The sequence below is a fragment of the Arthrobacter sp. B0316-5-4 genome (genome assembly GCF_059090325.1).
Map to the genome: position 1 here is coordinate 355,617 of NZ_JBNHFN010000004.1, position 24,668 is coordinate 380,284.

The 24,668-nt window shown below is 64.1% G+C and carries 23 protein-coding genes; 13 read left to right on the forward strand and 10 right to left on the reverse strand.

Annotated elements, in window-relative coordinates; genetic code table 11:
- Positions 1-37 precede the first annotated feature (37 nt).
- The 3 genes from ahcY to AC5RU9_RS13580 all read right to left on the reverse strand — a co-directional run bounded on the left by ahcY (position 38) and on the right by AC5RU9_RS13580 (position 2,285).
- Positions 38-1,516: an adenosylhomocysteinase gene (ahcY, locus tag AC5RU9_RS13570; RefSeq protein WP_494016849.1), complete on the reverse strand. Its 1,479-nt coding sequence runs from the start codon at positions 1,514-1,516 to the stop codon at positions 38-40.
- Between the two features lie 43 nt (positions 1,517-1,559).
- Complete coding sequence (locus AC5RU9_RS13575) at positions 1,560-1,778, reverse strand: Trm112 family protein (RefSeq protein WP_494016850.1); 219 nt, start codon at positions 1,776-1,778, stop codon at positions 1,560-1,562.
- A gap of 129 nt (positions 1,779-1,907) precedes the next feature.
- Complete coding sequence (locus AC5RU9_RS13580) at positions 1,908-2,285, reverse strand: DUF3499 domain-containing protein (RefSeq protein WP_211713169.1); 378 nt, start codon at positions 2,283-2,285, stop codon at positions 1,908-1,910.
- 141 nt (positions 2,286-2,426) lie between these two features.
- Between AC5RU9_RS13580 and AC5RU9_RS13585 the strand changes: the two genes are divergently transcribed.
- Positions 2,427-2,945 carry a metallopeptidase family protein gene (locus AC5RU9_RS13585; RefSeq protein WP_211713167.1) on the forward strand — a complete coding sequence of 173 codons (519 nt, stop codon included), beginning with the start codon at positions 2,427-2,429 and terminating at the stop codon, positions 2,943-2,945.
- A gap of 30 nt (positions 2,946-2,975) precedes the next feature.
- On the opposite strand, the gene AC5RU9_RS13590 is transcribed toward AC5RU9_RS13585, so the two are convergent.
- The 3 genes from AC5RU9_RS13590 to AC5RU9_RS13600 are packed head-to-tail and all read right to left on the reverse strand — an operon-like array spanning position 2,976 to position 8,579.
- Complete coding sequence (locus tag AC5RU9_RS13590; protein WP_494016851.1) at positions 2,976-4,667, reverse strand: DUF5719 family protein; 1,692 nt, start codon at positions 4,665-4,667, stop codon at positions 2,976-2,978.
- Positions 4,660-8,022: a glycosyltransferase family 2 protein gene (locus AC5RU9_RS13595; protein ID WP_494016852.1), complete on the reverse strand. Its 3,363-nt coding sequence runs from the start codon at positions 8,020-8,022 to the stop codon at positions 4,660-4,662. The genes AC5RU9_RS13590 and AC5RU9_RS13595 overlap by 8 nt, the downstream gene beginning before the upstream one ends.
- 11 nt (positions 8,023-8,033) lie before the next feature.
- The gene (locus tag AC5RU9_RS13600; protein WP_211713163.1) at positions 8,034-8,579 is read right to left on the reverse strand and encodes a WhiB family transcriptional regulator; all 546 of its coding nucleotides are present in this window, start codon (positions 8,577-8,579) and stop codon (positions 8,034-8,036) included.
- Positions 8,580-8,943: 364 nt separating this feature from the next.
- Here AC5RU9_RS13600 and AC5RU9_RS13605 point away from each other — a divergent pair, with 364 nt between their 5' ends.
- Positions 8,944-9,639, forward strand: a complete 696-nt coding sequence (locus AC5RU9_RS13605; protein WP_494016853.1) for a TIGR03089 family protein — start codon at positions 8,944-8,946, stop codon at positions 9,637-9,639.
- A gap of 18 nt (positions 9,640-9,657) precedes the next feature.
- On the opposite strand, the gene AC5RU9_RS13610 is transcribed toward AC5RU9_RS13605, so the two are convergent.
- The gene (locus AC5RU9_RS13610) at positions 9,658-10,215 is read right to left on the reverse strand and encodes a GtrA family protein (protein WP_494016854.1); all 558 of its coding nucleotides are present in this window, start codon (positions 10,213-10,215) and stop codon (positions 9,658-9,660) included.
- Between the two features lie 178 nt (positions 10,216-10,393).
- Here AC5RU9_RS13610 and AC5RU9_RS13615 point away from each other — a divergent pair, with 178 nt between their 5' ends.
- From AC5RU9_RS13615 to AC5RU9_RS13635, 5 genes are read left to right on the forward strand one after another with little or no spacing between them, the layout of a single operon-like run.
- A complete protein-coding gene (locus AC5RU9_RS13615) occupies positions 10,394-11,581 on the forward strand; it encodes a 5-(carboxyamino)imidazole ribonucleotide synthase (RefSeq protein ID WP_494016855.1) in 1,188 nt (395 codons plus the stop codon).
- Entirely contained in the window at positions 11,578-12,141 is a 564-nt protein-coding gene (purE, locus tag AC5RU9_RS13620) for a 5-(carboxyamino)imidazole ribonucleotide mutase (RefSeq protein WP_494016856.1), read from the forward strand. Before AC5RU9_RS13615 ends, purE begins: the two co-directional genes overlap by 4 nt.
- A gap of 11 nt (positions 12,142-12,152) precedes the next feature.
- Complete coding sequence (locus AC5RU9_RS13625) at positions 12,153-13,778, forward strand: LCP family protein (protein WP_494016857.1); 1,626 nt, start codon at positions 12,153-12,155, stop codon at positions 13,776-13,778.
- A gap of 53 nt (positions 13,779-13,831) precedes the next feature.
- The gene (gene manA, locus AC5RU9_RS13630) at positions 13,832-15,082 is read left to right on the forward strand and encodes a mannose-6-phosphate isomerase, class I (protein WP_494016858.1); all 1,251 of its coding nucleotides are present in this window, start codon (positions 13,832-13,834) and stop codon (positions 15,080-15,082) included.
- 3 nt (positions 15,083-15,085) lie between these two features.
- Positions 15,086-16,021, forward strand: a complete 936-nt coding sequence (locus tag AC5RU9_RS13635) for a lipid II:glycine glycyltransferase FemX (RefSeq protein WP_494016859.1) — start codon at positions 15,086-15,088, stop codon at positions 16,019-16,021.
- Between the two features lie 143 nt (positions 16,022-16,164).
- Here the strand turns inward: AC5RU9_RS13635 and glpX are convergent, their stop codons facing one another.
- Complete coding sequence (glpX, locus tag AC5RU9_RS13640; RefSeq protein WP_018777307.1) at positions 16,165-17,187, reverse strand: class II fructose-bisphosphatase; 1,023 nt, start codon at positions 17,185-17,187, stop codon at positions 16,165-16,167.
- 200 nt (positions 17,188-17,387) lie between these two features.
- Between glpX and AC5RU9_RS13645 the strand changes: the two genes are divergently transcribed.
- The 5 genes from AC5RU9_RS13645 (at position 17,388) to AC5RU9_RS13665 (ending at position 22,730) form a co-directional block, all read left to right on the forward strand.
- On the forward strand, positions 17,388-18,065 hold the full coding sequence (locus tag AC5RU9_RS13645; protein WP_494016860.1) for a DUF4245 domain-containing protein: 678 nt from the start codon (positions 17,388-17,390) through the stop codon (positions 18,063-18,065).
- Between the two features lie 62 nt (positions 18,066-18,127).
- The gene (locus AC5RU9_RS13650) at positions 18,128-18,742 is read left to right on the forward strand and encodes a carbonic anhydrase (protein ID WP_211713146.1); all 615 of its coding nucleotides are present in this window, start codon (positions 18,128-18,130) and stop codon (positions 18,740-18,742) included.
- 87 nt (positions 18,743-18,829) lie between these two features.
- On the forward strand, positions 18,830-20,257 hold the full coding sequence (locus AC5RU9_RS13655) for a class II fumarate hydratase (RefSeq protein ID WP_494016861.1): 1,428 nt from the start codon (positions 18,830-18,832) through the stop codon (positions 20,255-20,257).
- A gap of 131 nt (positions 20,258-20,388) precedes the next feature.
- Entirely contained in the window at positions 20,389-21,057 is a 669-nt protein-coding gene (locus AC5RU9_RS13660) for a TetR/AcrR family transcriptional regulator (protein ID WP_494016862.1), read from the forward strand.
- The gene (locus AC5RU9_RS13665; protein WP_494016863.1) at positions 21,054-22,730 is read left to right on the forward strand and encodes an MDR family MFS transporter; all 1,677 of its coding nucleotides are present in this window, start codon (positions 21,054-21,056) and stop codon (positions 22,728-22,730) included. Before AC5RU9_RS13660 ends, AC5RU9_RS13665 begins: the two co-directional genes overlap by 4 nt.
- Here the strand turns inward: AC5RU9_RS13665 and AC5RU9_RS13670 are convergent.
- The gene (locus tag AC5RU9_RS13670; protein WP_494016864.1) at positions 22,724-23,209 is read right to left on the reverse strand and encodes an NUDIX hydrolase; all 486 of its coding nucleotides are present in this window, start codon (positions 23,207-23,209) and stop codon (positions 22,724-22,726) included. The two genes, AC5RU9_RS13665 and AC5RU9_RS13670, sit on opposite strands and share 7 nt — an antisense overlap.
- Before the next feature lie 66 nt (positions 23,210-23,275).
- Positions 23,276-23,821, reverse strand: a complete 546-nt coding sequence (locus AC5RU9_RS13675) for a prepilin peptidase (RefSeq protein WP_494016865.1) — start codon at positions 23,819-23,821, stop codon at positions 23,276-23,278.
- Positions 23,822-23,883: 62 nt separating this feature from the next.
- Between AC5RU9_RS13675 and AC5RU9_RS13680 the strand changes: the two genes are divergently transcribed.
- Positions 23,884-24,645 (forward strand): hypothetical protein, encoded by a 762-nt coding sequence (locus AC5RU9_RS13680; protein ID WP_494016866.1) that lies wholly within the window; start codon positions 23,884-23,886, stop codon positions 24,643-24,645.
- Positions 24,646-24,668: the final 23 nt, after the last annotated feature.

The following is a 24,668-nucleotide window of genomic DNA, read 5'->3' on the forward strand; positions in this document are numbered from 1 at the left end:
CGGCCTTTCAACAGCGAAGTAGTGACCCAACCACCGCTTAGTAGCGGTAGTGCTCCGGCTTGTAGGGGCCGGCAACGTCCAGGTCGAGGTAGTCAGCCTGGTCCTTGCTCAGTTCGGTCAACTCAACGCCCAGGGCGTCCAGGTGGAGGCGGGCAACCTTCTCGTCCAGGATCTTCGGGAGGACGTAGACCTGCTTCTGGTATTCGCGTTCCCCCGCAGGCTGGTCCTTCTTGGTCCAGAGCTCAATCTGGGCGATGGTCTGGTTCGCGAAGGAGTTGCTCATCACGAAGGACGGGTGGCCCGTCGCGTTGCCCAGGTTGAGGAGGCGGCCCTCGGAAAGGACAATGATGGAGCGCTCCGTGTCGGTGCCGGCCTCGAAGACCCATTCGTGGACCTGCGGCTTGATCTCGACCTTCTTGACGCCCGGAATCTTCGCAAGCCCCGCAATGTCGATCTCGTTGTCGAAGTGGCCGATGTTGCCCACAATGGCCTTGTTCTTCATGCCCAGCATGTGCTCGGCCAGGATCACGTCTTTGTTGCCCGTGGTGGTGATGAAGATGTCACCCTGCGCGAGCACCGATTCCAGCTTGGCCACCTGGTAACCGTCCATGGCTGCCTGCAGGGCACAAATGGGGTCGATCTCCGTGACGATGACCCGCGAACCCTGCCCGCGCAGTGCCTCCGCGGCGCCCTTACCGACGTCGCCGTAACCGCAAACCACGGCAACCTTGCCGCCCATGAGGACATCGGTGGCACGGTTGATTCCGTCCGGGAGGGAGTGGCGGATCCCGTACTTGTTATCGAACTTGCTCTTGGTGACGGAGTCGTTGACGTTGATGGCCGGGAACAGCAGCTTGCCCTGCTCGGCCAACTGGTACAGGCGGTGCACGCCGGTGGTGGTTTCCTCGGTGACACCCTCGATCCTGGCTGCCAGGCGGGTCCACTTCTGCGGATCGGCTTCGAGGGTCCGGCGGAGGAGGTCAAGGATGAGGACGTATTCCTCGGGGTCATCCTCCGTGGCGGTGGGGACAGCGCCCGCAGCTTCGAATTCGACGCCCTTGTGCAGCAGCAACGTGGCGTCGCCGCCGTCGTCGAGGATCATGTTGGGACCCAACTCCGGGTTGGTTTCCGCGCCGGGCCAGGTAAGGATCTGCTCGGCAGTCCACCAGTACTCCTCGAGCGTTTCGCCCTTCCACGCGAAGACCGGGACACCCTGCGGGTCTTCCGGCGTGCCTTTACCGACGACGACGGCGGCGGCTGCTTCGTCCTGGGTGGAGAAGATGTTGCAGGAAGCCCAGCGAACTTCGGCGCCCAGGGCCGTGAGGGTCTCAATGAGCACTGCCGTCTGCACGGTCATGTGCAACGACCCAGCGATGCGTGCGCCCTTCAGCGGCTGGGAAGCCCCGAATTCCTCCCGAAGAGACATAAGCCCGGGCATTTCGTGCTCGGCGAGGCGGATCTGGTGGCGACCTGCCTCCGCGAGGGTGATGTCGGCCACTTTGAAATCAAAAGTCATGGAAATCCTTTGGGTACCGTGCGGGTTTGGTGAAAAGAGGGTGTTACGCCTTGGAATCGTGCTGGCCGGAAGTCGCTGCGTTGGCGGCAGCCAACAATTCCGGCGGCAGGAGAAGCGGAATGCCGTCCTCGATCGAGTAGCGGAGCTTTTCGCCGTCCGCCGCGGCGACGGTGGCAACCAACTCGTCGCCCTCCTGGACCAGCGGTGAACCCGTCACGGGACAGCGCAGGATGGACAACAGTTCAGGACTGACCTTTGGCATGAATGATGCTCCCTGGGTGGCGCCGCCCGGCGCCGCTGGCTGGTTAATCTGCAGCTTCCAGACTACCGCGCACGTTCATGCCGTTTTGAGCACCGCGACGATTTGCGACCCCTGCCTTGCGGGGCCCGATCAGGACGGTTCGCGAAGAATCCGCAGGTGACCGCGTCGTGTGCCTTCGGTACCGGCAGGTGGCTCCATGTGCGCATGGTTGTGCCGCACGGGAGCTTCCGGAGCTGCGGAGGCTGCTTCGCGAACAGCGTTGGCGAGTGCGAGCAAGTCGTCGGGCCCGGGCTCGGGGGGTGAGCTGGGCATGGCCAGCCGAAGCACTTCCCATCCCCGCGGGACGGTCAGGCTTTCCGCGTGCTGCGAGCACAGGTCGTAGGCGTGGGGCTCGGCATAGGTGGCCAGCGGACCCAGGACGGCTGTCGAATCCGCGTATACGTACGTCAAAGTAGCCACCGCGGACTGGCGGCAGGCCGACCTGGAACATTGACGAATAGCACCCACAACATCCCAGATTAGCGCCTAGTGCCGCCCAAAGTGCGCATTGGCCGTCCGTGGCCCACCAACTCCGTTTACCGGGAACAGCTGCGGCGCGCTGGGGGCGGTGATGTCGCGCTGGCGGTCGCCCGGTACTAAAGTCGATATATGCAGTCACAGCCACATATCCCCGGTTTCACCATCCGGTGGACTGACGCGGATGGCGACCAGGCCGGGGAACACGCAGGCACGGGTGGGCGGAGCTTTCGGCGCCGCAGGCGCAACCGCCACGGACGGGGGCTGCGCGGAGAACTGATGCTTGCCAACCTGCCCGGTTTCCGTACCCGTTCAGAGCGCTTTGACGACATGGTGCTGGACTCCGCGGAACGGCTCCAGGACATGTGGGGCAAGCAGTTGGACGGCGTGCTCTTTGCAGTCGATGAAATCCCACCGGATCTGGAGCAACTGGTCGCTACGGGAGGCACCGCACCCATGGGCTCGTATACGCCCGGCGGCCGTGGCGAAGCACCCATGATCACCATTTACCGCAGGGTTGTGGTGCAGGGCGCCAATACGCGCGAGGAACTCCAGGACCTGGTTCACGACGTTGTAGTGGAGTACACCGCTGAGATGCTCGGTGTGCCACCGGAAACGCTGGACCCGGTCTACCGCCGTCGCTATCAATAACGACGACGGCGGCCGACCCGGGAACGCTGGCTAGTAGCCCACCGAAACGGGAACTTTTTCAAGTCCCGCCGCTGCGTCCTGGATCGCCACGACCGATACGTCCGGGCGTCCCTGCTTTCCCAGGACAAGGGCACCGTAGACGGGATCCCCGGAAGCCGAAACAACATATCCGGCCACGATGGCGTCGCCGGATTTCGCCGGGAGCTCGATCACGGACGTGGTTCCGCCGCTCATGTCCACATCCACGGCCTTGCCGATTTTTCCGTCGGCCGTCACGGGGGCGTAGCTCACTGTGGCACGGCCGACGGGCACGCCGAAGCTCAGCAACCGTTGGCCATCACGGGGAATGGCAACCAGGTGCTGACTTCCCAGGCGGGCTGAGGCCGGCGACCAGGCGAAGTCTGTCGCGTCCTCCGGCTTGGCGCCGCGAGTGATCCTGGTCGATGCCACAAACGACACGTCGGAGCTGGCCTTGACGGTGTAACTGCCGGCAGGAACGCCGTCAAGGTTCAGCGAAGCCACGGAACCGCCCTTGACCGTCACTACTCCCCCATTGGGTACCTTGCGTTCACCGTTGGCTCCGTAGAGACTGACCTGCACCACGGCATCGGTGGAACCCGGAACAGCTATTTGGAGGGCCGGTACGGCATCGGCAAACCCCGACTTCCCGGCCAGCGCTTTGGTAGCCGCCGGGTCCTGGATGTCGACGCCGGACATGACCTGCAGGTTCGACGGCCCGGTTCCCGGAGAGAGGTATTCAACCCCGCCCGGAGCGAGCCCGCGCAGCACACTTTGCTGGATGGTCCCGGCCACAGGACCGCCGGTACTGCGCACGTGGACAGCCAGCTGCGATTCACCCGGAGCAAGGCCGGCCAGGTTGACAGAGCGGGTTGTTCCCGGAGCAACCAGGAGTCCACGCGCTCCCGGCGCCTGGATTTGACCCTTGTAGCCGAAGAGCTCCAGGTTCACCGTCGCGGGGGTTTCGGAGGCATTGCTCAGGTTCAGGACGGCGGTGCGTCCCACAGCGGTGTTGGCCCCCAGCAGCCAGGCATCATTTCCAGGCGGCTGGCATTGGGCTGAGGCCAGTCCACGGAGGTCACCGTCTGTGGCCGAATAGCTGAGATTTGCGGCCAGGGAGGCCTGTTCGTTCCCCAACGCATCCGCGGCCACCACTGACGGTCCGGTGACCGGGCTGATGGAGGCCACGCCCGCAGACAACACCGGCGGACCGGAGGTGGGCGTGGGAGTGCTGGTGGGCGCCTTGGCGATCTCAGCCACCGTGCCGCCGCCAAGGGATGTCACCGTGCTTCCCGGAACGGTTCCCGCCGGATTGCTCAGCACTACGGCGCTGAGCGCGCTGGTGGCGGTGGTGGACACCGGGCTGAAGTCCGCATCCGTGCCGACTACGGTTCCGTTGACCAGCCGGGCCGGTTCAGGGCAGATACCAAGGGCGCGCCCCGCGGGGACGTCAGCCTGCCGGATAGGCATCGTGGTGCCACCGGAGGGCTCGGGCACCATCGACGCCGCAGCAACTGCGCCACCGCCGGCGGCCAGGATGACCACGGCGGAAAGCGCACCGGTGACGACGCCCTTCCTGGAGCTTCGGGTGCCCTTGGCGGCGCTGCGGGAACTGCCGGCGTCGCCGCCCTTGGTGGCGCGGGACTTCCGGGGCACCGGGACTTCAGTGGCTTCGTCAGGCACTTTCTTCCGGTCGTCAGACACTGCTGTACTCCTTACGGAGGGAAACTTCGTCCCTCGACATGCCGGTTCGGGTGCGGCGGGCGGGCATCGGCACGGCAAGCAGGAGCGTCAAGCCGATCACCACTGCCTGCAGGATCCCGAACCATACAGCCCACGGATTCGTGTAACGAACTTCGAGGTTTCCACCAGTAGCCGGAAGGTCGAAAGCCTGCGACCAGCCGGAGGTCGTGGAGGTCAGCTCGCGGCCATCCAGCCAAGCGGACCAGCCGGGATCGGCACGTTCAGCCAGCACCACTTTGCGCCCCTCGTCACCTGGTGCCACATCGGCGTCAACGGAGACCTCTTCGGAGGGCAGGGAACCGATTACTGCCCCCTGCGCGTCGAGGATCCTGACCCGGTGTGTCGTATCCGCAGCTGTTGCCGCAGGCTGGTTCCGCGGCGTGACGCGCCACAACCACCCGGCGTCGGTCTGCCCGACAGCAACGAGGCCGGGAACGGCGTCGATCCTGCTGGCAGTCAGCTGGGCTGCATTGTCGGCAGCCTTCAGGACGACGAAACCGGCACCAAGCTGTTCAAGGTCTGCCCGCGGATCCACTCCGGTGCTTGCCACGATGGTGGCAACCGCCCTGCGGAGGGAGGTGGTGGCGGGGTCGTCGGCGGTGATCTCCTCGCGTCCCGGAGCACCAATGATGGTTCGGGCCGAAGCGATGGTGGACAGGCTGTCCAAGGTGGTTCCCGCACCGCGCATCAGTGATGACGTGAAGGCCCCCTGCTCACCGCTGGTGATAACCAGGGTGCGCGTCCGTTCTGGACCCATCCCGCGGTCGACGGCGGTGGCCGGCAGCGTGCCGGTGTCCACCGGCCGGACCTGGCGGCTGGAGCCGAGGGCCGACGTCGGCTGTTCAGTCGCGGACGGGGCCGCCTCGCCTGCTACGGGCGAGGGCTGGAGGACGTTCTGGGAAACCCAGGCACCCAGGCCAGCCAACGGGCCGGCAACCAGGAGCGTCATCACCACAGCGGACGCAACCCCGCGCATCGGAAGCTTCGCCCGCTGGGTATCCGGAGTCCGGCGGCGCGCTGTGAAGAGTTTGTCGGCACCGATGATCCCGGCACCGAGCAACATCATCCCCGCAGCGGAGACGGCCGGCCCGGTGAACGGGCCCACCATCACGTTGCCGTTGACTCCGGTGGCGACATGCCCAACCAGCCAACTGCCCGCCAGGGTAGCCAGGGCCGCCAGCCAGAAGACCCTGGCCATGGCGGTGCGTTTGCCGGGAAGGAAGAGGGCTGTCACAGCCAGGACAAGGATGGGCGCACTGACGAGCAGTGCCAGGATCAGTGCCCATGGCACAGCGCCTGGACCGAAGAAAGCCAAACCGTTCAGGCCGCCGTCGATGCTGAACGCCAGCGGTTGGCCCAGAAGCTGCTGCCACAGCGGCGCCGCTTCAAAGGTGAGGGGCAGGCCGGGGTCGGCGAGCAAGGCACGGGGCCTGTCCAGAACGGAAATGCCGTAGGGCAGGAACAAAGCAATGGTTGGAAGGAGCGACCACCACAGCGTCTTGCCCCGCTGCCCCAGAACCACGGCTGCGAGGATCACGGCGACGGCGATGGGACCCAGGAGCGAGGGTGCGGATGAGGTGACCACTGCCATTGCCAGGCCTGCGGCTGCGGCAGCCGTCCACGACGGCGTTCCGTTGATTCCGGGCTTACCCAGGATCGGAGCGGGCCGTCGACTGAGTGCGGAGCTGCCAGTGGCTGGCCCCTGGCCGATGGCGGATCCGGAGGCACGCAAGAGCGCCAGGAGCAGCAGGGGCATCATCACGTGCGCCACCAGGGCACCAATTCGGCCCTCGTTGATGGCGATCAGGAGGGCAGGTGCGGCGGACCAGGCCAGTGCGGCCACGGTGCGGAAACGACGCTTGGTCGTCAGGGCGCCAGCGGCGAACCAAGCCCCCACCGCGGAGAGCGGCATGGCCAGGATGAGCAGCCAAACCATGGCGGCGTTTCCATCCCCGCCACCGAACAGCGACAACAGCCACAACACGTATCCGAACGGATCGCCATGCCCGGGCAAGCCTGCCCCCAGGGAGATCCACCAGGTGGACGCGTTGGCCCAGATGTCTCCTGGGGCGGCGGACAGGGGAAGAAGTCCCCCACCGGTCACTGAGCCGGAGCGCAGCAAGCCGAGGAGTCCTACCAGGGCTGCGGCAAGGGCCAGGACCGCGGCCGCGACGGCGCCCGTGCCCACCCAGCCGCGTTCATTGGTTGCCAGTGCCGCGAAGTCATCTGCGGCATCGCCACTTGGTTCTGGCGCCAGGAGGTCGGAGGTGGCTGAGGATTCATCGCTGGGACGGATGGCCTCCAGCAGTGAGCGCCGGTTCGCCCGCACTTCACGCGTGGATGTTTGCAGGCCACGGATGACGGAGCGGTGCACGCGGCGCGTCCTGGCCGCTACCCGGCGGCCCCTGGCAATTGCGCCGGGGCGGAACAAGGCAGCCACCGTGGAGGTGAACTGGGAGAAACCGTAACCGGGCTCCTTGACCAGGATGCTGAGCAGCAACCGGACCACCGCGCCAAACAAGGCGCCGATTGCCTGGAACGGCACGTTCCACCACGGGGTGTGCTTGAGCCGTAAGTGAATCTGCGCTTTCCGGGCCGCGGAGGAGGTACCCAAACCATGCGGCCTGTGCTCCACATGGAACATGCGGGCGCTGGGGACCACTACAACACGGTTGCCTGCGAGCCAGTTGCGCCAGCAGAAGTCGACGTCGTCCCCGCTGCCCGGGAGGGCGGGGTCGAAGCCCTGCAACTGTTCCCAGACGTCACGGCGGATCAGCATGCCGGCAGAATTGACGGCGAACGTGTCAGTGCGCGCGTCGTATTGCCCTTGGTCCACTTCATCGGCGTCGATCAATGTGAGGCGCTCGGCCCAGCGGCTGGTCGACAGACCCACATCCACCAGGTGCCGTTCGTTATCCCAACCGAGCTGCTTGCAGCCGGCCACCGTTACGGACGGGGCGCGTTCCACGGCATGGAGTAGTTCCGCCAACGCATCCGGCGCCGGCGCGGCGTCGTCGTGAAGGAGCCAGATCCACTGGACGGACGTCGGGGTGCTGCCTTCGGCTGCGTCCTGGGCGGGGGCAAGCTCGTGCAAGCCCGCCTGGACGGCCGCGCCGAAGCCGGACTTCGGGTGCGTGAAGGTGGTGACGTTGCCTGTTCCGAACGATTCGCGGAGCAACGCCTGCGAGTTATCGGTGGAACCTGTATCAATGCCAATGGCGGCATCTGCCGAACGCGTCTGGTTCGACAATGCCGCCAAGGTCCTGGGGAGATAGTTTCCGCCGTCGTGGGCAACCACGACGGCGGTAACATGCACTTCCTTGAGAATTAGACCGCTCGCTTCCTTAGCCGACGACGTTCCCGCTCAGAGAGGCCGCCCCAAATACCGAACCGTTCGTCGTTTGCAAGGGCGTACTCCAGGCACTGCGAGCGGACATTGCACGCTCCGCAGACCTTTTTGGCATCCCTCGTCGATCCACCCTTCTCGGGGAAGAACGCTTCAGGATCGGTTTGCGCACACAGCGCATCTGTCTGCCAGCCGAGCTCGCCTTCGTCATCGAAGTCACCCTGGCTGGGAAGGCCGATCCACACGGGCTGGCCCGGTGTTTCCAGCGGACGACGCAGCTCCATGGGAGGGTCGTCAACGTCATCGTCCGGCCCCGCGGGCAGGTCACCAATCAGTGCCTCATGTGCTGCCAGGAGGGCAGTTGCCTGATCCTCCAGAGACTGCTGCACATTCTGGTTGTAGCGGTCTGCCGCTTCCGGATCCGCGGGATCGACGTACCAGTCTCCCGGTACTTCCCGCGAACGGTATTTCACCGACGCATGTTCTGCGACGACTGCATCTTCCTGGATACGCAACGCTTGCCCCATGGCGTCCCTCCTGAGTTTGCAGCTGCTGCTTGGATGTATTTCCGATTCCCGGTGGCGTTCCGGTCCTCTGTGCAGCGGCGTTGATTACTAATTACACGCGTGTAACTACCGACAGTCAAGCCGCGCCGGAATAATAATCAAGAATCTGTAGAAACGTGGGATGCGCCACGCCCAACATTTTCGCCGCGTCGCCGCGTGTTGCGGCGGAAAACGGGAGCCTTGGATCGATTTACGTGAACTTTCATTGAATTTATGCGGAATTTCGCCCGCCCCCGGAGCGCCCACCACCACCCCGGCCAGGACTGGTGTGTTTCATTTCACAATGGCTGGCGACCGCCCAATCGCAGCGTGGCAAGATGGGCCTATGACTATCCCGGCAGCGAACCTGATGACGGCCCTGAGGTCCGGACACGCAACTTCACCACGGCTCACCTGGTACGGACCGGACTCAGAGCGCGTTGAACTTTCGGGCCGCGTTCTGGACAACTGGGTGGCCAAGACCAGCAACCTGCTGCAGGACGAGCTGGACGCCGAACCGGGGATGGCAGTCCGGCTGGACCTCCCCGCGCATTGGAAGTCGTTCGTGTGGGCCCTGGCGGCCTGGCAGCTTGGACTGGAGGTGGTCTTCGACGATTCGTCAGCAGACCTTCTTGTCACGGACAAGCCCGACGACGGCGGCGGGGCCGGCTTCGACGCCGTCGTGGCTGTGCCGTTGGCCGCACTCGCCATGCGTTGGCCCGGCGAGTTGCCTGCCGGCGTCGTGGACTATGCCGCGGAAGTCCGCTCCCACGGTGACGTTTTCATGGCACATAACGAACCCGAAGGTGATTTGCCCGCTGTCCGCAGCAGCACCGCACATGCACACGACGCCCTGATGGACGGGTTTGCTGCCGCCCAGGAGCCGGGGGTGCGCCTCCTGGTACGCGCCGCCAATGGTTTGGAAGAGGGCCTGTCGGCGTCGCTGGGTGCCTGGAAGCAGGATGGATCGGTGGTCCTGGTGCACCCTGCACTGGACGTCACCGAACACTTGCTGGAGAACGAGCGCGTCACCCGCCGCTGATGTCAGCGGAGGTACTGGTCAGACGTTCTTGATGGGGAGTTCGCCGGTCGCAGGGCTGGCGGTCTCGCCATTCTTGGGCTTGTGGTGTCCCTCGAGGATCTCGTGGTCGTGCGAGAACTCCGGCTCGGCGTCCAGTTCCTCATTGAAGACCCAGAAGCGGTAGGCGAAGAAGCGGAAGATGGTGCCCAGGATGAGGCCCACAACGCTGCCGGCAATGAACAATGACGGCTTGTCGTTCAGGTCCAGGATGTACTTGGCGAACCACACACATCCGGAAGCGATCAAGAGCCCGACGATGTTCATGACGGCGAACAACACGGCTTCGCGGACCACGTTGGCCTGCTTGCGGTGGCGGAAAGTCCAGAAGCGGTTGGCTACCCAGGAGAACACACTTGCAACAATGGTGGCGAGTGCCTTGGCCCACACTTCGCTGCCGTGCATCGGGCCCGAAAAGAGCCAGATGAAGACAGCCGAGTCAATGACGAAGGCAACACCGCCGACGGCGCCGAACTTGGCTACCTCGCGCCAGAAAAGCGAGGCAAGTCCGCGGATGCGATCTGCAAGTGTGTTGATCATGACCCTCCATGGCCGTTGAAGATGGGCCGATGGGCCAAACTTATTTTAGCGCCGATTTCGCGGCGGTGCCCGGGAACAGCCTGTGAGAACACCCATAGAAGGCAGGGCACACCGCAAAAAGGCAGGGAAAGAGCGCCAGAATCAGTGATCCCGCCGCCGGTTCGGTAGGCTGAACATTGTGACTTTTCCAGTAATTGGCGTTGTTGGCGGCGGCCAACTCGCCCGAATGATGGCTCCGCCCGCTACCGCACTGGGCTTCGAACTCCGCGTTTTGGCTGAAGGCGAGGACGTTTCTGCCGTTGCCGCGGTGGCCTCGGCCCCGGTCGGCGACTACAAGGACCTGGACACTCTCCTCGAGTTCTCCAAGGGCGTGGACGTGCTGACCTTTGACCACGAGCACGTTCCTACCGGGCACCTCCAGGCCTTGCTGGATGCCGGTGTCAATGTCCAGCCGGGACCGGATGCCCTGGTGAACGCCCAGGACAAGCTCGTGATGCGGGCCGCTATTGATCGGCTCGGACTGCCCAACCCCGAATGGTCCGCCGTGCACACGCCCGACGAGTTGGTGGCTTTCGGTGACCGGATCGGCTGGCCCGTGGTCCTGAAAACACCCCGGGGCGGATACGACGGCAAGGGCGTCAGGATCATCGGCTCCGCGGACGAAGCCCACGGGACCGGCGACTGGTTCCAGGCCATGAGCCCACTGCTGGCCGAAGCCAAGGTGGAATTCAGCCGCGAACTCTCCGCACTTGTCGCCCGCACCCCCAGCGGCGAGTCCCGGGCATGGCCCGTAGTCCACACCATCCAGGTGGATGGCGTCTGCGACGAAGTGATCGCACCCGCCCAGAACATTTCCGTTGAGGTGGCTGCCGCCGCCGAGGAAGCTGCACTTCGCATTGCCAACGAACTCGGCGTCACAGGCGTCATGGCGGCCGAGCTGTTCGAAACACCCGGCGTGGGGGCAGGCTTCCTCATCAACGAACTGGCCATGCGCCCCCACAACACGGGGCACTGGACGCAGGATGGCTCCATCACCAGCCAATTTGAACAGCACTTGCGTGCGGTCCTGGACCTTCCCCTTGGCGCTACGGATGCATTGGCCCCGGTTACGGTCATGAAGAACTTCCTGGGCGGCGACAACCAGGATCTCTTCAACGCATTCCCCATGGCCCTCGCCTACGAGCCTGCAGCCAAGGTCCATTCCTACGGCAAGTCCGTCCGGCCCGGCCGGAAGATCGGGCATGTCAACCTCGTCGGCACGTCGATTTCCGACGTCGACTCCGTCCGCCAGCGTGCCACGGCCGTGGCCAACATCATCCGCGACGGCCGCAAACCCGAGCCGACATCCTTGGAGAAAACCGTATGACGACTGGAACAACTGCCCCACTGGTCGGACTCGTCATGGGCTCCGACTCGGACTGGCCCGTCATGGAGGCTGCCGCTGACGCCCTTGCCGAATTCGGCATCCCGTTCGAGGCAGACGTCGTCTCGGCACACCGCATGCCAACCGAAATGATCCGGTACGGCCAAACGGCCCACGAACGCGGCCTTCGGGTCATCATTGCCGGTGCCGGTGGCGCGGCGCACCTGCCCGGCATGCTGGCATCGGTAACTCCCCTGCCTGTGATCGGCGTACCGGTCCCCCTGAAAACGCTCGACGGCATGGACTCCCTGCTGTCCATCGTGCAAATGCCCGCGGGTGTTCCGGTAGCCACGGTGTCCATCGCAGGAGCCCGCAACGCCGGACTCCTTGCGGTGCGCATCCTGGCATCGGGTACGGACGAGCTCGCATCCAAGCTCCGTGCAGACCTGTTGGCCTTCGCCCAGGAGCTGAACGACGTCGCCACCAAGAAGGGTGAAAACCTGCGCCACAAAGTGGAAGAGGTCTTCTCCCCCGCCAATGCTTCAGCCCGGAGCATCCGCTAGGAAGGCAGCGGATGACTACCATGCACAAGACTCCGAATCAGCCCGGTGCTGCACTGACTGATCCTGTCCGCTACCCCTCCGGAGCCAGTGCTCCGGTGCGGACCAAACGCGCCTTCGTGCTGGTACTCCTGACTCTCTTCATCCCCGGCAGCGCGCAGATTGTCGCTGGTGACCGCAAACTGGGCCGCAGGGCGTTGCGCGTTACCCTGACGGTTTGGGCCCTGGCGCTGCTGACCCTCGTCATTGCCCTGGTGAACCGGACCATGCTGCTGAGCATCGTCACGCACCCTGTTGGTTCCCTGGTGGTCATCGTGCTGCTGGTGGCCCTGGCGCTGGGCTGGGCGTATTTGTTCCTCAACACGCTGAGGATCATCAGGCCCAACCTCCTGGCACCAGGGATGCGGCCCATCATCGCCGTTGTCCTTGCCGTGTCCACGGTCCTGGCCAGTGGATCCCTGGGTTACATCGCGTACGTCCTGAACGTGAGCCGCAACGCGATCGGCAGCATCTTCGACGCCGGTCCCGCCATCGATCCCGTGGACGGACGCTACAACTTCCTGATGATGGGCGGGGACGCCGGAGATGACCGGACGGGCCGCCGCCCGGACAGCCTCTCGGTCATCAGCGTCGACGCGAAGACGGGCGAAAGCGCCATCATCTCGGTCCCCCGCAACCTCCAGAATGCGCAGTTCAGCGAGGGCTCGCCGATGCGCAAGATCTACCCCGATGGCTACAACTGCGGCGATGAGTGCCTCATCAACGCCGTCAACACCGAAGTCACCAACAACTACCAGGACCTGTATCCGGGCGTAGCCGACCCCGGCGCACAAGCCACCCTGGAAGCAGTATCCGGAACGCTGGGCATTACCGTCCAGGCCTACGTTCTGGTGGACATGGATGGCTTCGCCAAACTTATCGACGCCATGGGCGGCATCCGCATCAAAGCCGGAGGCTGGGTGCCCATCAGTGGCCCCGTCACCGATGAGGCCCACGGCATCCACGGCATGCCCGATGGCTGGATCGCTGCCGGCGACCAGCACCTCGATGGCTTCCATGCCCTGTGGTACGGACGGTCCCGCGAATTCGTGGACGACTACGCCCGGATCGCACGCCAACAGTGCGTGCAACAGGCCATGCTCAAGCAACTGGATCCGGCCACCCTGCTGACCAAATTCGAGGACATCGCCAACGCCGGCACCAAGGTGGTGGACTCGAACATTTCCTCGAACCAGCTGGGCAGCTTCGTTGACCTTGCCCTGAAGTCCAAGAACCAGCCCGTCAAACGGCTCACCATCGGCCCTCCGGACTTCGATGCGTCGTTCTCCACCGTTCCCGATTTTGACCTGATCCACGCAAAGGTCCAGGAACTCCTGAAGTCCACCAACAGCCCCAAAGCGGATGACGCCGTCGTCTCCCCCGTCGGCACCCCTGCAGGTGCGGCCGCAGCAGCGGGCCCGGTATCCGGGCGCCTGCCGGCGAGCCAGCTGCCATCGCCGTCGGCGGATTTCACACCGGTGACCACCACCCCGGACGGCACGCCCATCACCATTGAATTGTTGAACGGCCTCAAGGCCCAGGGCGATGAGCAGGGTATCCGTGACCTCGTGGCCACCAACGGGCAATGCGCACCGCTCTAAGCCCGGCTGTCGTCCAACCACCACGTCCAGCGCAACGATAAGGACCTTCTTTCGTGTACCAGATTGAGAATGTTTTGCGGCCCTACGTCTGGGGGTCGACGACGGCGATCGCCGACTTGCTGGGTCGGCCGGCCTCGGGTGGACCGGAAGCGGAACTGTGGATCGGGGCGCACCCGGATTCACCCTCGACGGCCATCCACCCCAATGGCGTCACTCAGCCCCTGGATGCTTTGATCGCCTCCGATCCCCGGCATTTCCTGGGAGCAGAAAGCCTCGAAGCGTTCGGGCCGCGGCTGCCGTTCCTGACCAAGCTCCTGGCCGCGGAGCAGCCGCTGTCCCTGCAGGTCCACCCCAGCCTTGAGCAAGCCCGCGAGGGCTTCGCGCGCGAAAACGCGGCCGGGCTGCCAGCCGATTCCGCCGAACGGAACTACCGGGACGACAACCACAAACCGGAACTGATCTTTGCCTTGACTCCGTTCCGGGCACTGTGCGGGTTCAGGTCCGCTGCGGCCGCCAAGCAGGTTTTCGAGCACCTTGCAGCGTCGATGGACTCCGCCGCAATGGATGTCCCGGACATCATCACGGGGGTCATTGCGGACCTCAGCCAGGCCGATGAACCTGCAGCGCTGAAGGCCGCCTTTACCCGCCTGATTGAGGGTGGCCGGAAGGTTTCGGAGGCAGTTGTCGAAGCCGAAGCAGTGCTCCGCTCGGGGGCGCCCAGGGAGCCCCATGAGGACGTGCTGGGTGCGCTCCTGGACATTAACGAGGCCTTCCCAGGGGATCCTGGAGTGCTCATTTCGCTCCTCCTGAACCTCGTTTCGCTGGAGCCCGGCGAAGTGGTCTACCTGCCCGCCGGGAACGTCCACGCGTACCTCCACGGCCTGGGTGTGGAAGTGATGGCGTCCTCGGACAATGTGCTGCGCGGAGGCCTGACCCCCAAGCATGTCGACGTCCCGGAGCTACTGAAGACCGTCCGTTTCGAGGCACTCGGTGTACCCCGTGTCGAGGCCAGCGGCACGGAATTCGGGCAGGAACTCTACCGGCCGCCGTTCACGGAATTCCAGTTGCAGCGCATTGAACTCGCTCCGGGAGCCGAGCCGGTGCCGCTGGCGCAGGCCGGGCCCGCCGTCGTTGTGGTTGTTGCCGGCGACGTGCTGCTGGATTCCCCCAAGAGCGACCTGCAGCTCCAGCGGGGTGCCGCCGCCTTCATTCCCGACATCGAGGCGCCCGTCAACGTGCACCCGATTCAGGGGGCGACGGAAACCAGCGTTGCCTTCGCTGTCACCACAGGGCTGGGGAACTGATCCATGGAGTTTTTCCTGCAAACCCCCGCGTGGGCCGATGTCCAGCGCGCCTTGGGTCGCCGTGTCCATGAGCAGTCCGGCCCGGGCTGGAGCTTCCTCGCCATTGAGGAGAAGAACCCCGCGGGCAAGGTCATTTACTCCCCGTACGGCCCGGTCGCCGAGTCAGTGGAAGCTTTCGACGCCGCGACGGAAGCCTTGGTGGCCCTGGCCAAGAGGGAGCATGCGGTCTTCGTCCGGATGGAGCCCGCTGCCGCCGGTTTTACAGCGTCCGACGCCGGCGCCCTCCTTCGCGCACGCGGCTTGCGGCCCGCTCCGGTCAACCAGCAACCGGAACTCAGCTGGGTGGTGGACCTCGAGGGTGACTTCAAGGATGTCCTGGCCGGAATGAAGCCGACCAACCGGAACCTGTACCGGAACATCCACAAAAAGGGTGTGACCTTCCGGGCTTCCCAGGATCCCGCCGACATTTCGGTGCTCCTCCACTTCCTCCACCTGACGGCGGCCCGCAACGGCTTCAAACCGCAAAGCGACGAGTACCTCACCCAGGTGGCAGCGTCATTGCTCCCCGCCGGCGCCGGAACGTTGTTCATCGCGGAGTTGGAGGGCGAGCCGATCGCTGCTGCTTTCGCCTACGATTCATCCGACACCCGCGTGTACGCCCACGCCGCCTTGGACGATACCCACCGCAAGCTCAGCGCCGGGATCCCGCTCCTGGTTACCCTGATCGCAGATGCCAAGGAGAAGGGCCTCAAGCACGTAGACCTGTGGGGCGTGGCGCCCGAGGATCAGCCGGACCATAAATGGGCGGGCTTCACGTCCTTCAAGAAGTCCTTCGGTGGCCGCGAGGTTTCCTACCCGGGCACCTGGGACCTCCCGGTAAACAAACTCCGCTACGGCGCCTACCAACTAGCGAGAAGCCTCCGGGACAAGCTCCGCTGACCCCCCGCCCCTAAAAAGGCGCGCAGGCTAAGCCTTCACGCACAAAGAAGGACGGCGAGTATTGCGGCAGCGGCATCAAATCGACGAGGTACGAGGAGATAGCCGCCGAGCAATGCTCGCCGTCCTTCTGTTAAGTGAGGGGATTACGCCTTGCGCGCGTATGTCTCCCACTTGGATGCGTGGTGCTCGGCATCAACGAAGCGCACAGTCCCGGACTTGGAGCGCATGACGATGGACTGCGTGAGGACACGGTCCTTCTGGTAGCGCACGCCGTGGAGGAGGTCGCCGTCGGTAATTCCGGTGGCTGCGAAGTAGCAGTTGTCCGAGGTGACGAGGTCGTTGGTGGACAGGACGCGGTCGAGGTCGTGTCCGGCGTCGATGGCCTTCTGCTTCTCGTCGTCCGACGTCGGCCACAGCCGGCCCTGGATCACGCCGCCGAGTGACTTGATGGCGCAGGCAGCGACGATGCCTTCCGGGGTTCCGCCGATGCCCATGAGCGCGTCAACGCCGGTACCTGTCCGGGCTGCTGCGATGGCACCTGCGACGTCGCCGTCCATGATGAACTTGGTGCGCGCTCCGGCCTCGCGGATTTCTTCCACGAGGGGACGGTGGCGGTCGCGGTCCAGGATCATGACGTTGAGCTGGTTGACCTTGACGCCCTTGGCCTTGGCGATCAGGTGCAGGTTCTGCTTGACGGGCAGGCGCAGGTCCACCATGTCAGCGGCTTCGGGACCGGTGACGAGCTTCTCCATGTAGAAGACAGCCGAGGGGTCGAACATGGAGCCACGCTCGGCTACTGCCAGTACTGCAAGGGCGTTGTTGATACCCAGGGCGGTGAGGCGGGTTCCATCGATGGGGTCGACGGCGACGTCGCACTCCGGCCCGGTGCCGTCGCCAACCTGTTCGCCGTTGAACAGCATGGGGGCTTCATCTTTTTCGCCTTCACCAATCACCACGACGCCATTGAAGTGGACGGTGTGAAGGAACGAACGCATGGCGTCGACGGCCGCGCCGTCTGCCTTGTTCTTGTCGCCGAAACCTACCCAGTGGCCGCCGGCAATTGCCGCGGCTTCGGTGACGCGGACGAGTTCAAGCGCAAGGTTGCGGTCGGGTTCGTCGATGCCGACGGCGAGCGACGGCGAAATCGTGGAATACTGCTGGGTCATTGGTGCAGGAGACACTTGAACCTCTTCTTCGAGTGACGATTCACGGGACCGGACATGGTTGCGCGGGGCAACCCGGGGTTCCTCTACCAACGATCATAGTCGCCGCATCCACTTGGGGTCGTTGAATGACCACCGGCCGCAATAACGGTGGTGAGGTGCCCGGATGTGTGTTCCATGCCCCGATAAGGGATCATGGAGTGGTGAGTGAAACGCAGGACAAGCCCGCAGCGGACAACCCTTCCGATGTTGCAGAGGCCAACCAAACCCATGACCAGGCCGCCCCTGATGCACCGTACAAACCCGTCATCGCGGCGAAAGCGGCCAAGCGGGCCAATGCTTCGGTCATCGGCATGGTCATCGCGTTGCTTGTCTGCATCCTGGCGTTCCTTCCGATCGTCCTCATGAACCCGGCACCGAAAGGCGAGGGCTTCAGGCCGCCCGTGGACGTGGCATCCATCGCCAAGAACGCAACGGATGTGGCGGGATTCACACCCGTTACGCCGGATACCGGCGACACATTCACCCCTAACTACGCCAGGTGGGAGTCGGGCAGCGGCAGCGGCGTACCCACGTGGGAAGTCGGGTACCTGACTCCCAAGGAGGCTTTCATCGGCCTCACCCAGACCAATAAGGCCAACCCCACCTGGATTTTGCAGCAGACAGGCAACCTCCCCGTCACCGGCACGCGCAATGCTGGCGGCCAGGACTGGGAACTGCGGGACTCCGGCAAGGAGAAGCGCAGCATGGTGCTGGAGTACCGCGGCACCACGTTGATCCTTACCGGCACCGCCAGCCTGGAGGAGTTCGCAACGCTCGCTGCCGCGGTCGTTAAATCCGCCGACCAGGCCCCGGCGCCCACCGTGTCCGCCCAGCCGTAGGATTAGCGCCAAACAGCGCAACAGTTTCGCAGGCCGCTACACCGGCACCGTAAGGTAATAAGGTGCCTACTAAACTGACTCCAGCCCTGGCTTGGCAACGCCTCCGCGAGGGCAATGAACGCTTTGTATCGGGCGAATCACGCCATCCCAACCAGGATGCCTCCCGCCGCTCGTCGCTCCTCGAGGGCCAGAATCCTTTCGCGGTCATTTTTGGTTGCGCGGATTCCCGCCTTGCGGCTGAAATCATTTTCGATCTCGGCCTTGGCGATGCCTTTGTGGTCCGCACGGCCGGGCAGGTGATTGATGACGCGGTCCTGGGTTCGCTCGAGTACAGCATCAGCGAACTCAAGGTTCCCCTGATCGCCATCCTTGGCCACGACAGCTGCGGAGCTGTCACGGCTACCAAGGCCGCAGTGGAAACGGGCGAGATGCCGCCAGGTTTCATCCGGGACCTCGTCGAACGCATCACCCCCTCGGTACTCACGGCCAAGCGCAACGGCCAGGAGGATGTCAACGACATGGTGGTGGAACACGTCAAGCAGACTGCCGACCGCCTGGCTGACAGCTCGCGTGTGATTTCGGACGCCATTGAGGAAGGCCGCGTGGCTGTCATCGGCCTTTCCTACAAGCTCGGCGACGGCCAGGCGGCCCTTGTTTCCGCCATCGGCGAGCTGTAGCACAGCGTGCCCCGGCCAGGTGGCCGGGGCACGTAGCACTCCCCACCGGGTTTTCAGTGAGGCGTCCAATCGCCATAAGCTAGCCCCATGACTTCCACCACTGAGTTCCGTATTGAACATGACACGATGGGCGAAGTTCGCGTCCCCGTGAACGCCCTGTACCGCGCCCAGACGCAGCGTGCTGTGGAGAACTTCCCGATCTCCGGCAAGACGCTTGAGCGCACCCACATCGAGGCCCTTGCCCGCGTCAAGAAGGCAGCCGCACTGGCGAACGCTGAACTGGGGGTGCTCGATGGTGAGCTCGCCGAGGCCATCGCCGCAGCTGCCGATGAGGTTGCCTCCGGTAAGTACGACGGCGACTTCCCGATTGACGTCTTCCAGACCGGCTCGGGTACGTCCTCCAACATGAACACGAACGAGGTCATCGCCGAACTCGCTTCACGCGCCCTCGCAGCAGCCGGGAGTGACAAAGTCGTCCACCCGAACGACCATGTGAACGCATCGCAGTCCTCCAACGACGTCTTCCCGACGTCCGTGCACGTTGCCGCAACCTCGGCCCTGATCAACGACCTGATCCCGGCCCTCGAGCACCTGGCAGCATCCCTGGACCGTAAGGCTGTTGAGTTCAAGGACGTCGTCAAGTCCGGCCGCACCCACCTCATGGACGCTACGCCCGTCATGCTGGGCCAGGAGTTCGGTGGTTACGCCGCCCAGGTCCGCTACGGCATCGAGCGCATCAACGCCGCCCTCCCCCGCGTTGCTGAGGTTCCCCTTGGCGGCACCGCCGTTGGTACCGGCATCAACACCCCGGCCGGCTTCCCGGAGCGCGTCATCGAACTCCTCGCAGCCGACACCGGCCTGCCGCTGACCGAAGCACGCGACCACTTCGAGGCCCAGGCGAACCGCGACGGCCTGATCGAAGGCTCCAGCCAGCTGCGCAACATCGCGATCTCCTTCATGAAGATCAACAACGACCTCCGTTGGATGGGCTCCGGCCCCAACACGGGCCTGGGCGAAATTGCCATCCCGGACCTCCAGCCGGGCTCGTCCATCATGCCGGGCAAGGTCAACCCGGTCATCTGCGAGGCGTCCATCATGGTTTGCGCACAGGTCATCGGCAACGACACCGCCATCGCCTGGTCCGGCACCAACGGCGCCTTCGAACTGAACGTCGGCATCCCCGTCATGGCCGCGAACCTGCTGGAGTCCATCCGCCTGCTGGCCAACACCAGCCGCGTCATGGCAGACAAGATGATCGACGGCATCACCGCCAACGTTGAGCGTGCACGCTTCCTCGCTGAGGCTTCCCCGTCCATCGTGACGCCGCTGAACAAGTACATCGGCTACGAGAACGCAGCCAAGATCGCCAAGATCGCCGTCAAGGAAGGCCTGACCATCCGCCAGGCAACCGAGAAGCTCGGCTTCGTTGGCGAGGGTGAAGGCAAGGTCTCTGAGGCTGACCTCGACAAGGCCCTGGACGTCACCACCATGACCTCCCCCGCACACAAGAACTAAAACATAAAGCACGACGACGGCCGGTACCTTTCGCACGAAAGGTGCCGGCCGTCGTCGTACCCGGATTAAGTGAGAGATGACACAGGGCAATCTTTTTGCACTTTCTTATGAAGAGTGCAAAACTTTACTTTGTGAGTAATAGTGCAAATATCGACGGCGGCCTCCGCGAGCGCAAACGGGCGGCCACACGGCTGGCCATCACCGCAGTGGCGCGTACCCTGACTGCCGAGCACGGCCTCAATGGCTACACCGTGGAGGAAGTGTGCGAGGAGGCGGGCATCTCCCGCCGGACCTTCTTCAACTACTTCCATTCCAAGGAAGACGCAGTGATCGGAGCTTTCTCCGACGATCTGCCCCAAGATGCGCTGGACGAGTTCAACCGCGATCCCGAAAGGCTGCCGGATGGCATTTCCGCCACCCTGCTCGCCGCCCTCTACCACCTCACTGTGGACATCGTGGAGCGTTCCACCATCAGCCGCGCCGAGATCCACCAACTGATCGCCGCCATCAAAGCCGAGCCCCAGCTCCTGGGCCGCATGACATTGGAAGGCGAGGCCAGGGAACGGCAGTTCATGGAACTGGTCGCCGCCCGTGAAGGCCTCGCCCCCGACCACCCGGAAGTCATCATGGCCTCAGTGGTTTTTGGTGCTGTTTCCAAGAAAACTTCCCATCAGTTCTTCTCCGAGGACAACGCCCGGCCCTACCGCGAGCTCCTTGAGGAGAACCTCGCCGCAGCCCGGAAACTCTTTTCGCAACCGCTGGACACCACTCCTGCACAGACACCGAAGGAACCCGCATGAGTACACTCTCGAAAGCAGCAGAACCCTTGCTGCTGACCCAGAAGAGAATCTGGATCATCTTCTCGGCGCTGATCGCAGGCATGCTCCTGTCCAGCCTCGACCAAACCATCGTCTCCACCGCCATGCCCACCATCGTGGGCAAGCTCGGCGGCGTCGAGCACCAGGCGTGGATCACCACCGCCTACCTTTTGGCGACCACCATCGTGATGCCGATCTACGGCAAGTTCGGTGACATCCTGGGGCGTCGAAACCTGTTCCTGGTTGCGATCGCTTTGTTCACCCTGGCCTCCGTGGGCTGCGCGTTTGCCACCGACTTCTGGGGCTTCGTGATCTTCCGCGCCATCCAGGGCCTGGGTGGTGGTGGCCTCATGATCCTCTCGCAGGCCATCATCGCCGACATCGTTCCCGCCAAGGAACGCGGTAAGTACATGGGCCCGCTGGGTGCCATCTTCGGCCTTTCTGCCGTGGCCGGACCGCTCCTGGGCGGCTTCTTCGTGGACCACCTCACCTGGGAATGGGCCTTCTACATCAACATCCCCATCGGCATCGCCGCCTTCATCACGGCCTGGTTCACCCTGACGCTGCCGAACAAGAAGGCCGACAAGAAGATCGACATCCTTGGTGTCGTGTTCCTTTCCGCGGCCACCACCTGCCTGATCTTCTTCACCGACTTTGGCGGCAAGAAGGACGAAGGCTGGGATTCCCCGCTCACGTGGGCTTTCGGTGCCGGCATGGTCCTGGCGGCGGTTGCGTTCGTGATGACCGAACGTCGCGCCGAGGACCCCATCATTCCGCTCAGCCTCTTCAAGAACCCCATCTTCATCAACGCCACCGCCATCGGCTTCACCCTGGGCCTGGGCATGTTCGCGGCGATCGCCTTCGTCCCCACGTTCCTGCAGATGTCCTCCGGGACCTCCGCCGCCGAATCCGGCCTGCTGATGCTGCCCATGATGGTGGGCCTGATGGGCACCTCCATCTACTCCGGTATCCGCATTTCCAAGACCGGCAAGTACAAGATGTTCCCCATCCTGGGCGCATCCCTGACCATTGCGGCGATGCTGTGGTTGACCACCCTCACGGCTGAAACACCCATCTGGGTCATCTGCGTTCAGCTCTTCATCTTCGGTGCCGGGCTCGGCCTGATCATGCAGGTCATTGTCCTGGTGGTGCAGAACTCCGTTCCGGCTGACCAGATCGGCACGGCAACAAGCACCAACAACTACTTCCGTGAGGTGGGCGCTTCATTGGGTGTGGCCGTCTTCGGCTCCATCTTCACCAACCGCCTGGCGGAGTCCCTCACCAAGGCCTTTACAGGTGCCGGTGCGTCAACTGAGCAGGCGTCGCAGTCCACCAGCACCCTGGATCCGCAGGCACTGGCACAGCTGCCCGAGCAGCTGCGCGACGCAATCGTCAACGCTTATGCGAACTCGCTGGCTCCGGTGTTCTGGTACCTCGTGCCGTTCATCGCCATCGCCCTGCTCCTGGCCATCACGTTGAAGCAGATTCCCCTTTCGGACACCGCCGGCATGGTGGCCCGTGGAGAGGCCGTGGGTGGCGCTGAGGCTGAAAGGCTCGAGGCGGAGCGCTTGGAGACTGCCCAGTTGGAAGCCAGCCTGACGGCTTCCGCAGAGCTCGACGACGATCGTCCCACCGCCGACGCGGGGCGTCAGTAGTCCTCATCCTCCGGTTGGTATGCCACGGGGCCTTCGGGCTCCGTGGCAAGCCTGATGGCTTCAAGGTTTCCGGCGCTCATGTCCGGGAGGTCATCCAAGGGAAACCACCCGACGGCGAGCGATTCGTCGTCGTTCACCCGCGCTTCTCCTGACACGTATCTGCAGCGGAACGTGATGTCCAAAAAGTCGCAGACATCGCCGTTCGGGAACGTTATTGGCCCCACGACGCCCACGCCGATGATTCGCTCGGTCCGTGCCACGACCGCTGTTTCCTCGAAGATCTCGCGCACAAGGCCGGGCGCTGGATGTTCGCCGGGTTCCAGCATGCCGGTGATGAGCGCCCAGTGCCCATTATCGGCACGTTGGCCGAGCAACACCTGACCGTCGTCGTCGAAAACCACTCCGCGGACGGCAGGTAACCAGAGGGCGTCGTTGCCGATTTTTTCCCTCAGCTTGAGCACGAACTCGGGTGCACCCATGGTCCCAGCTTCCTCATGAACGGGTTTCAGTCTTCACACGTTGTTGCCTTTGCAGACAGGCTAACCTCAGGCGGGCAACAGCACCATGGCGGCCACGGCACCAGCGAGCATGAACGGCCCAAAAGGGATGGCCGAACGCAGGGTTCCCTTCCGCGTCAAGAGGACGACCAGGCTCCAGAGCCCTCCCAGCAGGAATGCCGCGAACGTTCCCGCGAAGAGGTGCGTCCATCCCAGGTAGCCCAAGTACAGGCCAAGTACCCCCGCGAGTTTGACGTCCCCGAACCCCATCCCGGGCGGGTGGATCAGCCGGAGCACGAAATAGAACAGCCAGAGCCCCACTCCGCCGGCCAGTACCCCGAGCCCTGGCACTCCCAGTAGGGCACCTGCGGGTTCCGGGGCCACGCCGGCCATGGATGCTGCGAGGGCTGCCCCCAGCAGTAGCACCCCGGCCATGGCGTAGGAAGGGAACACGATGCGGTTGGGCAGCAGGTGGCTCCGGACGTCTATCACTGTGAGCCGCACGGCCATCACCAGGAAATACAGGCATGCCACGGCGACCAGCCAGAAGGCCAGCGGGCTGTCGTCCCAGAGGTCGGAGAGTCGTCGGATCACCTTCGTGATGCTATCCCCCTTTGGCTTCCCGGACCGCTTGGACCCCTAGGTAAACTGTGGATATGGGGCGATTCAGTGCAGGCGGACAGGCTTCCGACTTGTCCTCCACATTCCGGAACCTTTGCCGTTCTTCGCCGTGGAAGTGGACCACCCTCCGCTTCGAATACCTTGAGCGGCCCGGGACCGGGGCCACCATGGTCCGGGCCTGGCTTCGGCGTCCGGGGGCCCTCCGCCTTGAAACTCCTGACGGCCAGTTGCTGCACAGCACCACGGGCATCAACGATTCCCGGGACGACTTCTACGTCAGCGCCACCCGCCGCTCGTGGCTGCTGCCACCCCACCTTGTCACGCCGGTCTATGACGACGTCGGTTTGGTCCGGCGACGCCCTGAGGCGGCGTATGGTGAGCCTGCGTTTGGCAATGGCCGGCTCGCCGCTGCGCTCGACCCCGTGGAACTTGCCGGCAACTCGCCGGTTCCGATCGAATTCCCCGATACCAACAGGGTCTTCCTGGAAGAGCCGCGGGAGGTGGATCATGAGGGCCGGCCGGCACTGGAAACGATCGTCACGCCCAGCCGGGCCTACGTACCCTCAGACCCCAAGGAGCCACTGGTTCACCCGGGACGGACACTGCTAAGGATCGACGCCGGTACGGGAGTTTGTGTTGCAAGCCAGAGTTTGGATGGGGACACGTCCGGCAAGGGACACTGGCTCAAGATCCTGGGCGTCGATGAGTACATGTTGGACGACCTGTTCCTGGCCGAGTCCATGAACCTCACCGACGTGAGGCGCCACATTCCCTGGGACATCGGCCCTGCCGCCTGAACCAGGAGCTTGACTCGCCCATG

Coding starts and splice junctions, on each gene's coding strand:
- ahcY (WP_494016849.1), bottom strand. CDS start 1,516: ATGACTTTTGATTTCAAAGTGGCCGACATCACCCTCGCGGAGGCAGGT.
- AC5RU9_RS13575 (WP_494016850.1), bottom strand. CDS start 1,778: ATGCCAAAGGTCAGTCCTGAACTGTTGTCCATCCTGCGCTGTCCCGTG.
- AC5RU9_RS13585 (WP_211713167.1), top strand. CDS start 2,427: ATGCAGTCACAGCCACATATCCCCGGTTTCACCATCCGGTGGACTGAC.
- AC5RU9_RS13600 (WP_211713163.1), bottom strand. CDS start 8,579: ATGGGGCAAGCGTTGCGTATCCAGGAAGATGCAGTCGTCGCAGAACAT.
- AC5RU9_RS13605 (WP_494016853.1), top strand. CDS start 8,944: ATGACTATCCCGGCAGCGAACCTGATGACGGCCCTGAGGTCCGGACAC.
- AC5RU9_RS13610 (WP_494016854.1), bottom strand. CDS start 10,215: ATGATCAACACACTTGCAGATCGCATCCGCGGACTTGCCTCGCTTTTC.
- purE (WP_494016856.1), top strand. CDS start 11,578: ATGACGACTGGAACAACTGCCCCACTGGTCGGACTCGTCATGGGCTCC.
- AC5RU9_RS13625 (WP_494016857.1), top strand. CDS start 12,153: ATGACTACCATGCACAAGACTCCGAATCAGCCCGGTGCTGCACTGACT.
- AC5RU9_RS13635 (WP_494016859.1), top strand. CDS start 15,086: ATGGAGTTTTTCCTGCAAACCCCCGCGTGGGCCGATGTCCAGCGCGCC.
- glpX (WP_018777307.1), bottom strand. CDS start 17,187: ATGACCCAGCAGTATTCCACGATTTCGCCGTCGCTCGCCGTCGGCATC.
- AC5RU9_RS13655 (WP_494016861.1), top strand. CDS start 18,830: ATGACTTCCACCACTGAGTTCCGTATTGAACATGACACGATGGGCGAA.
- AC5RU9_RS13665 (WP_494016863.1), top strand. CDS start 21,054: ATGAGTACACTCTCGAAAGCAGCAGAACCCTTGCTGCTGACCCAGAAG.
- AC5RU9_RS13670 (WP_494016864.1), bottom strand. CDS start 23,209: ATGGGTGCACCCGAGTTCGTGCTCAAGCTGAGGGAAAAAATCGGCAAC.
- AC5RU9_RS13680 (WP_494016866.1), top strand. CDS start 23,884: ATGGGGCGATTCAGTGCAGGCGGACAGGCTTCCGACTTGTCCTCCACA.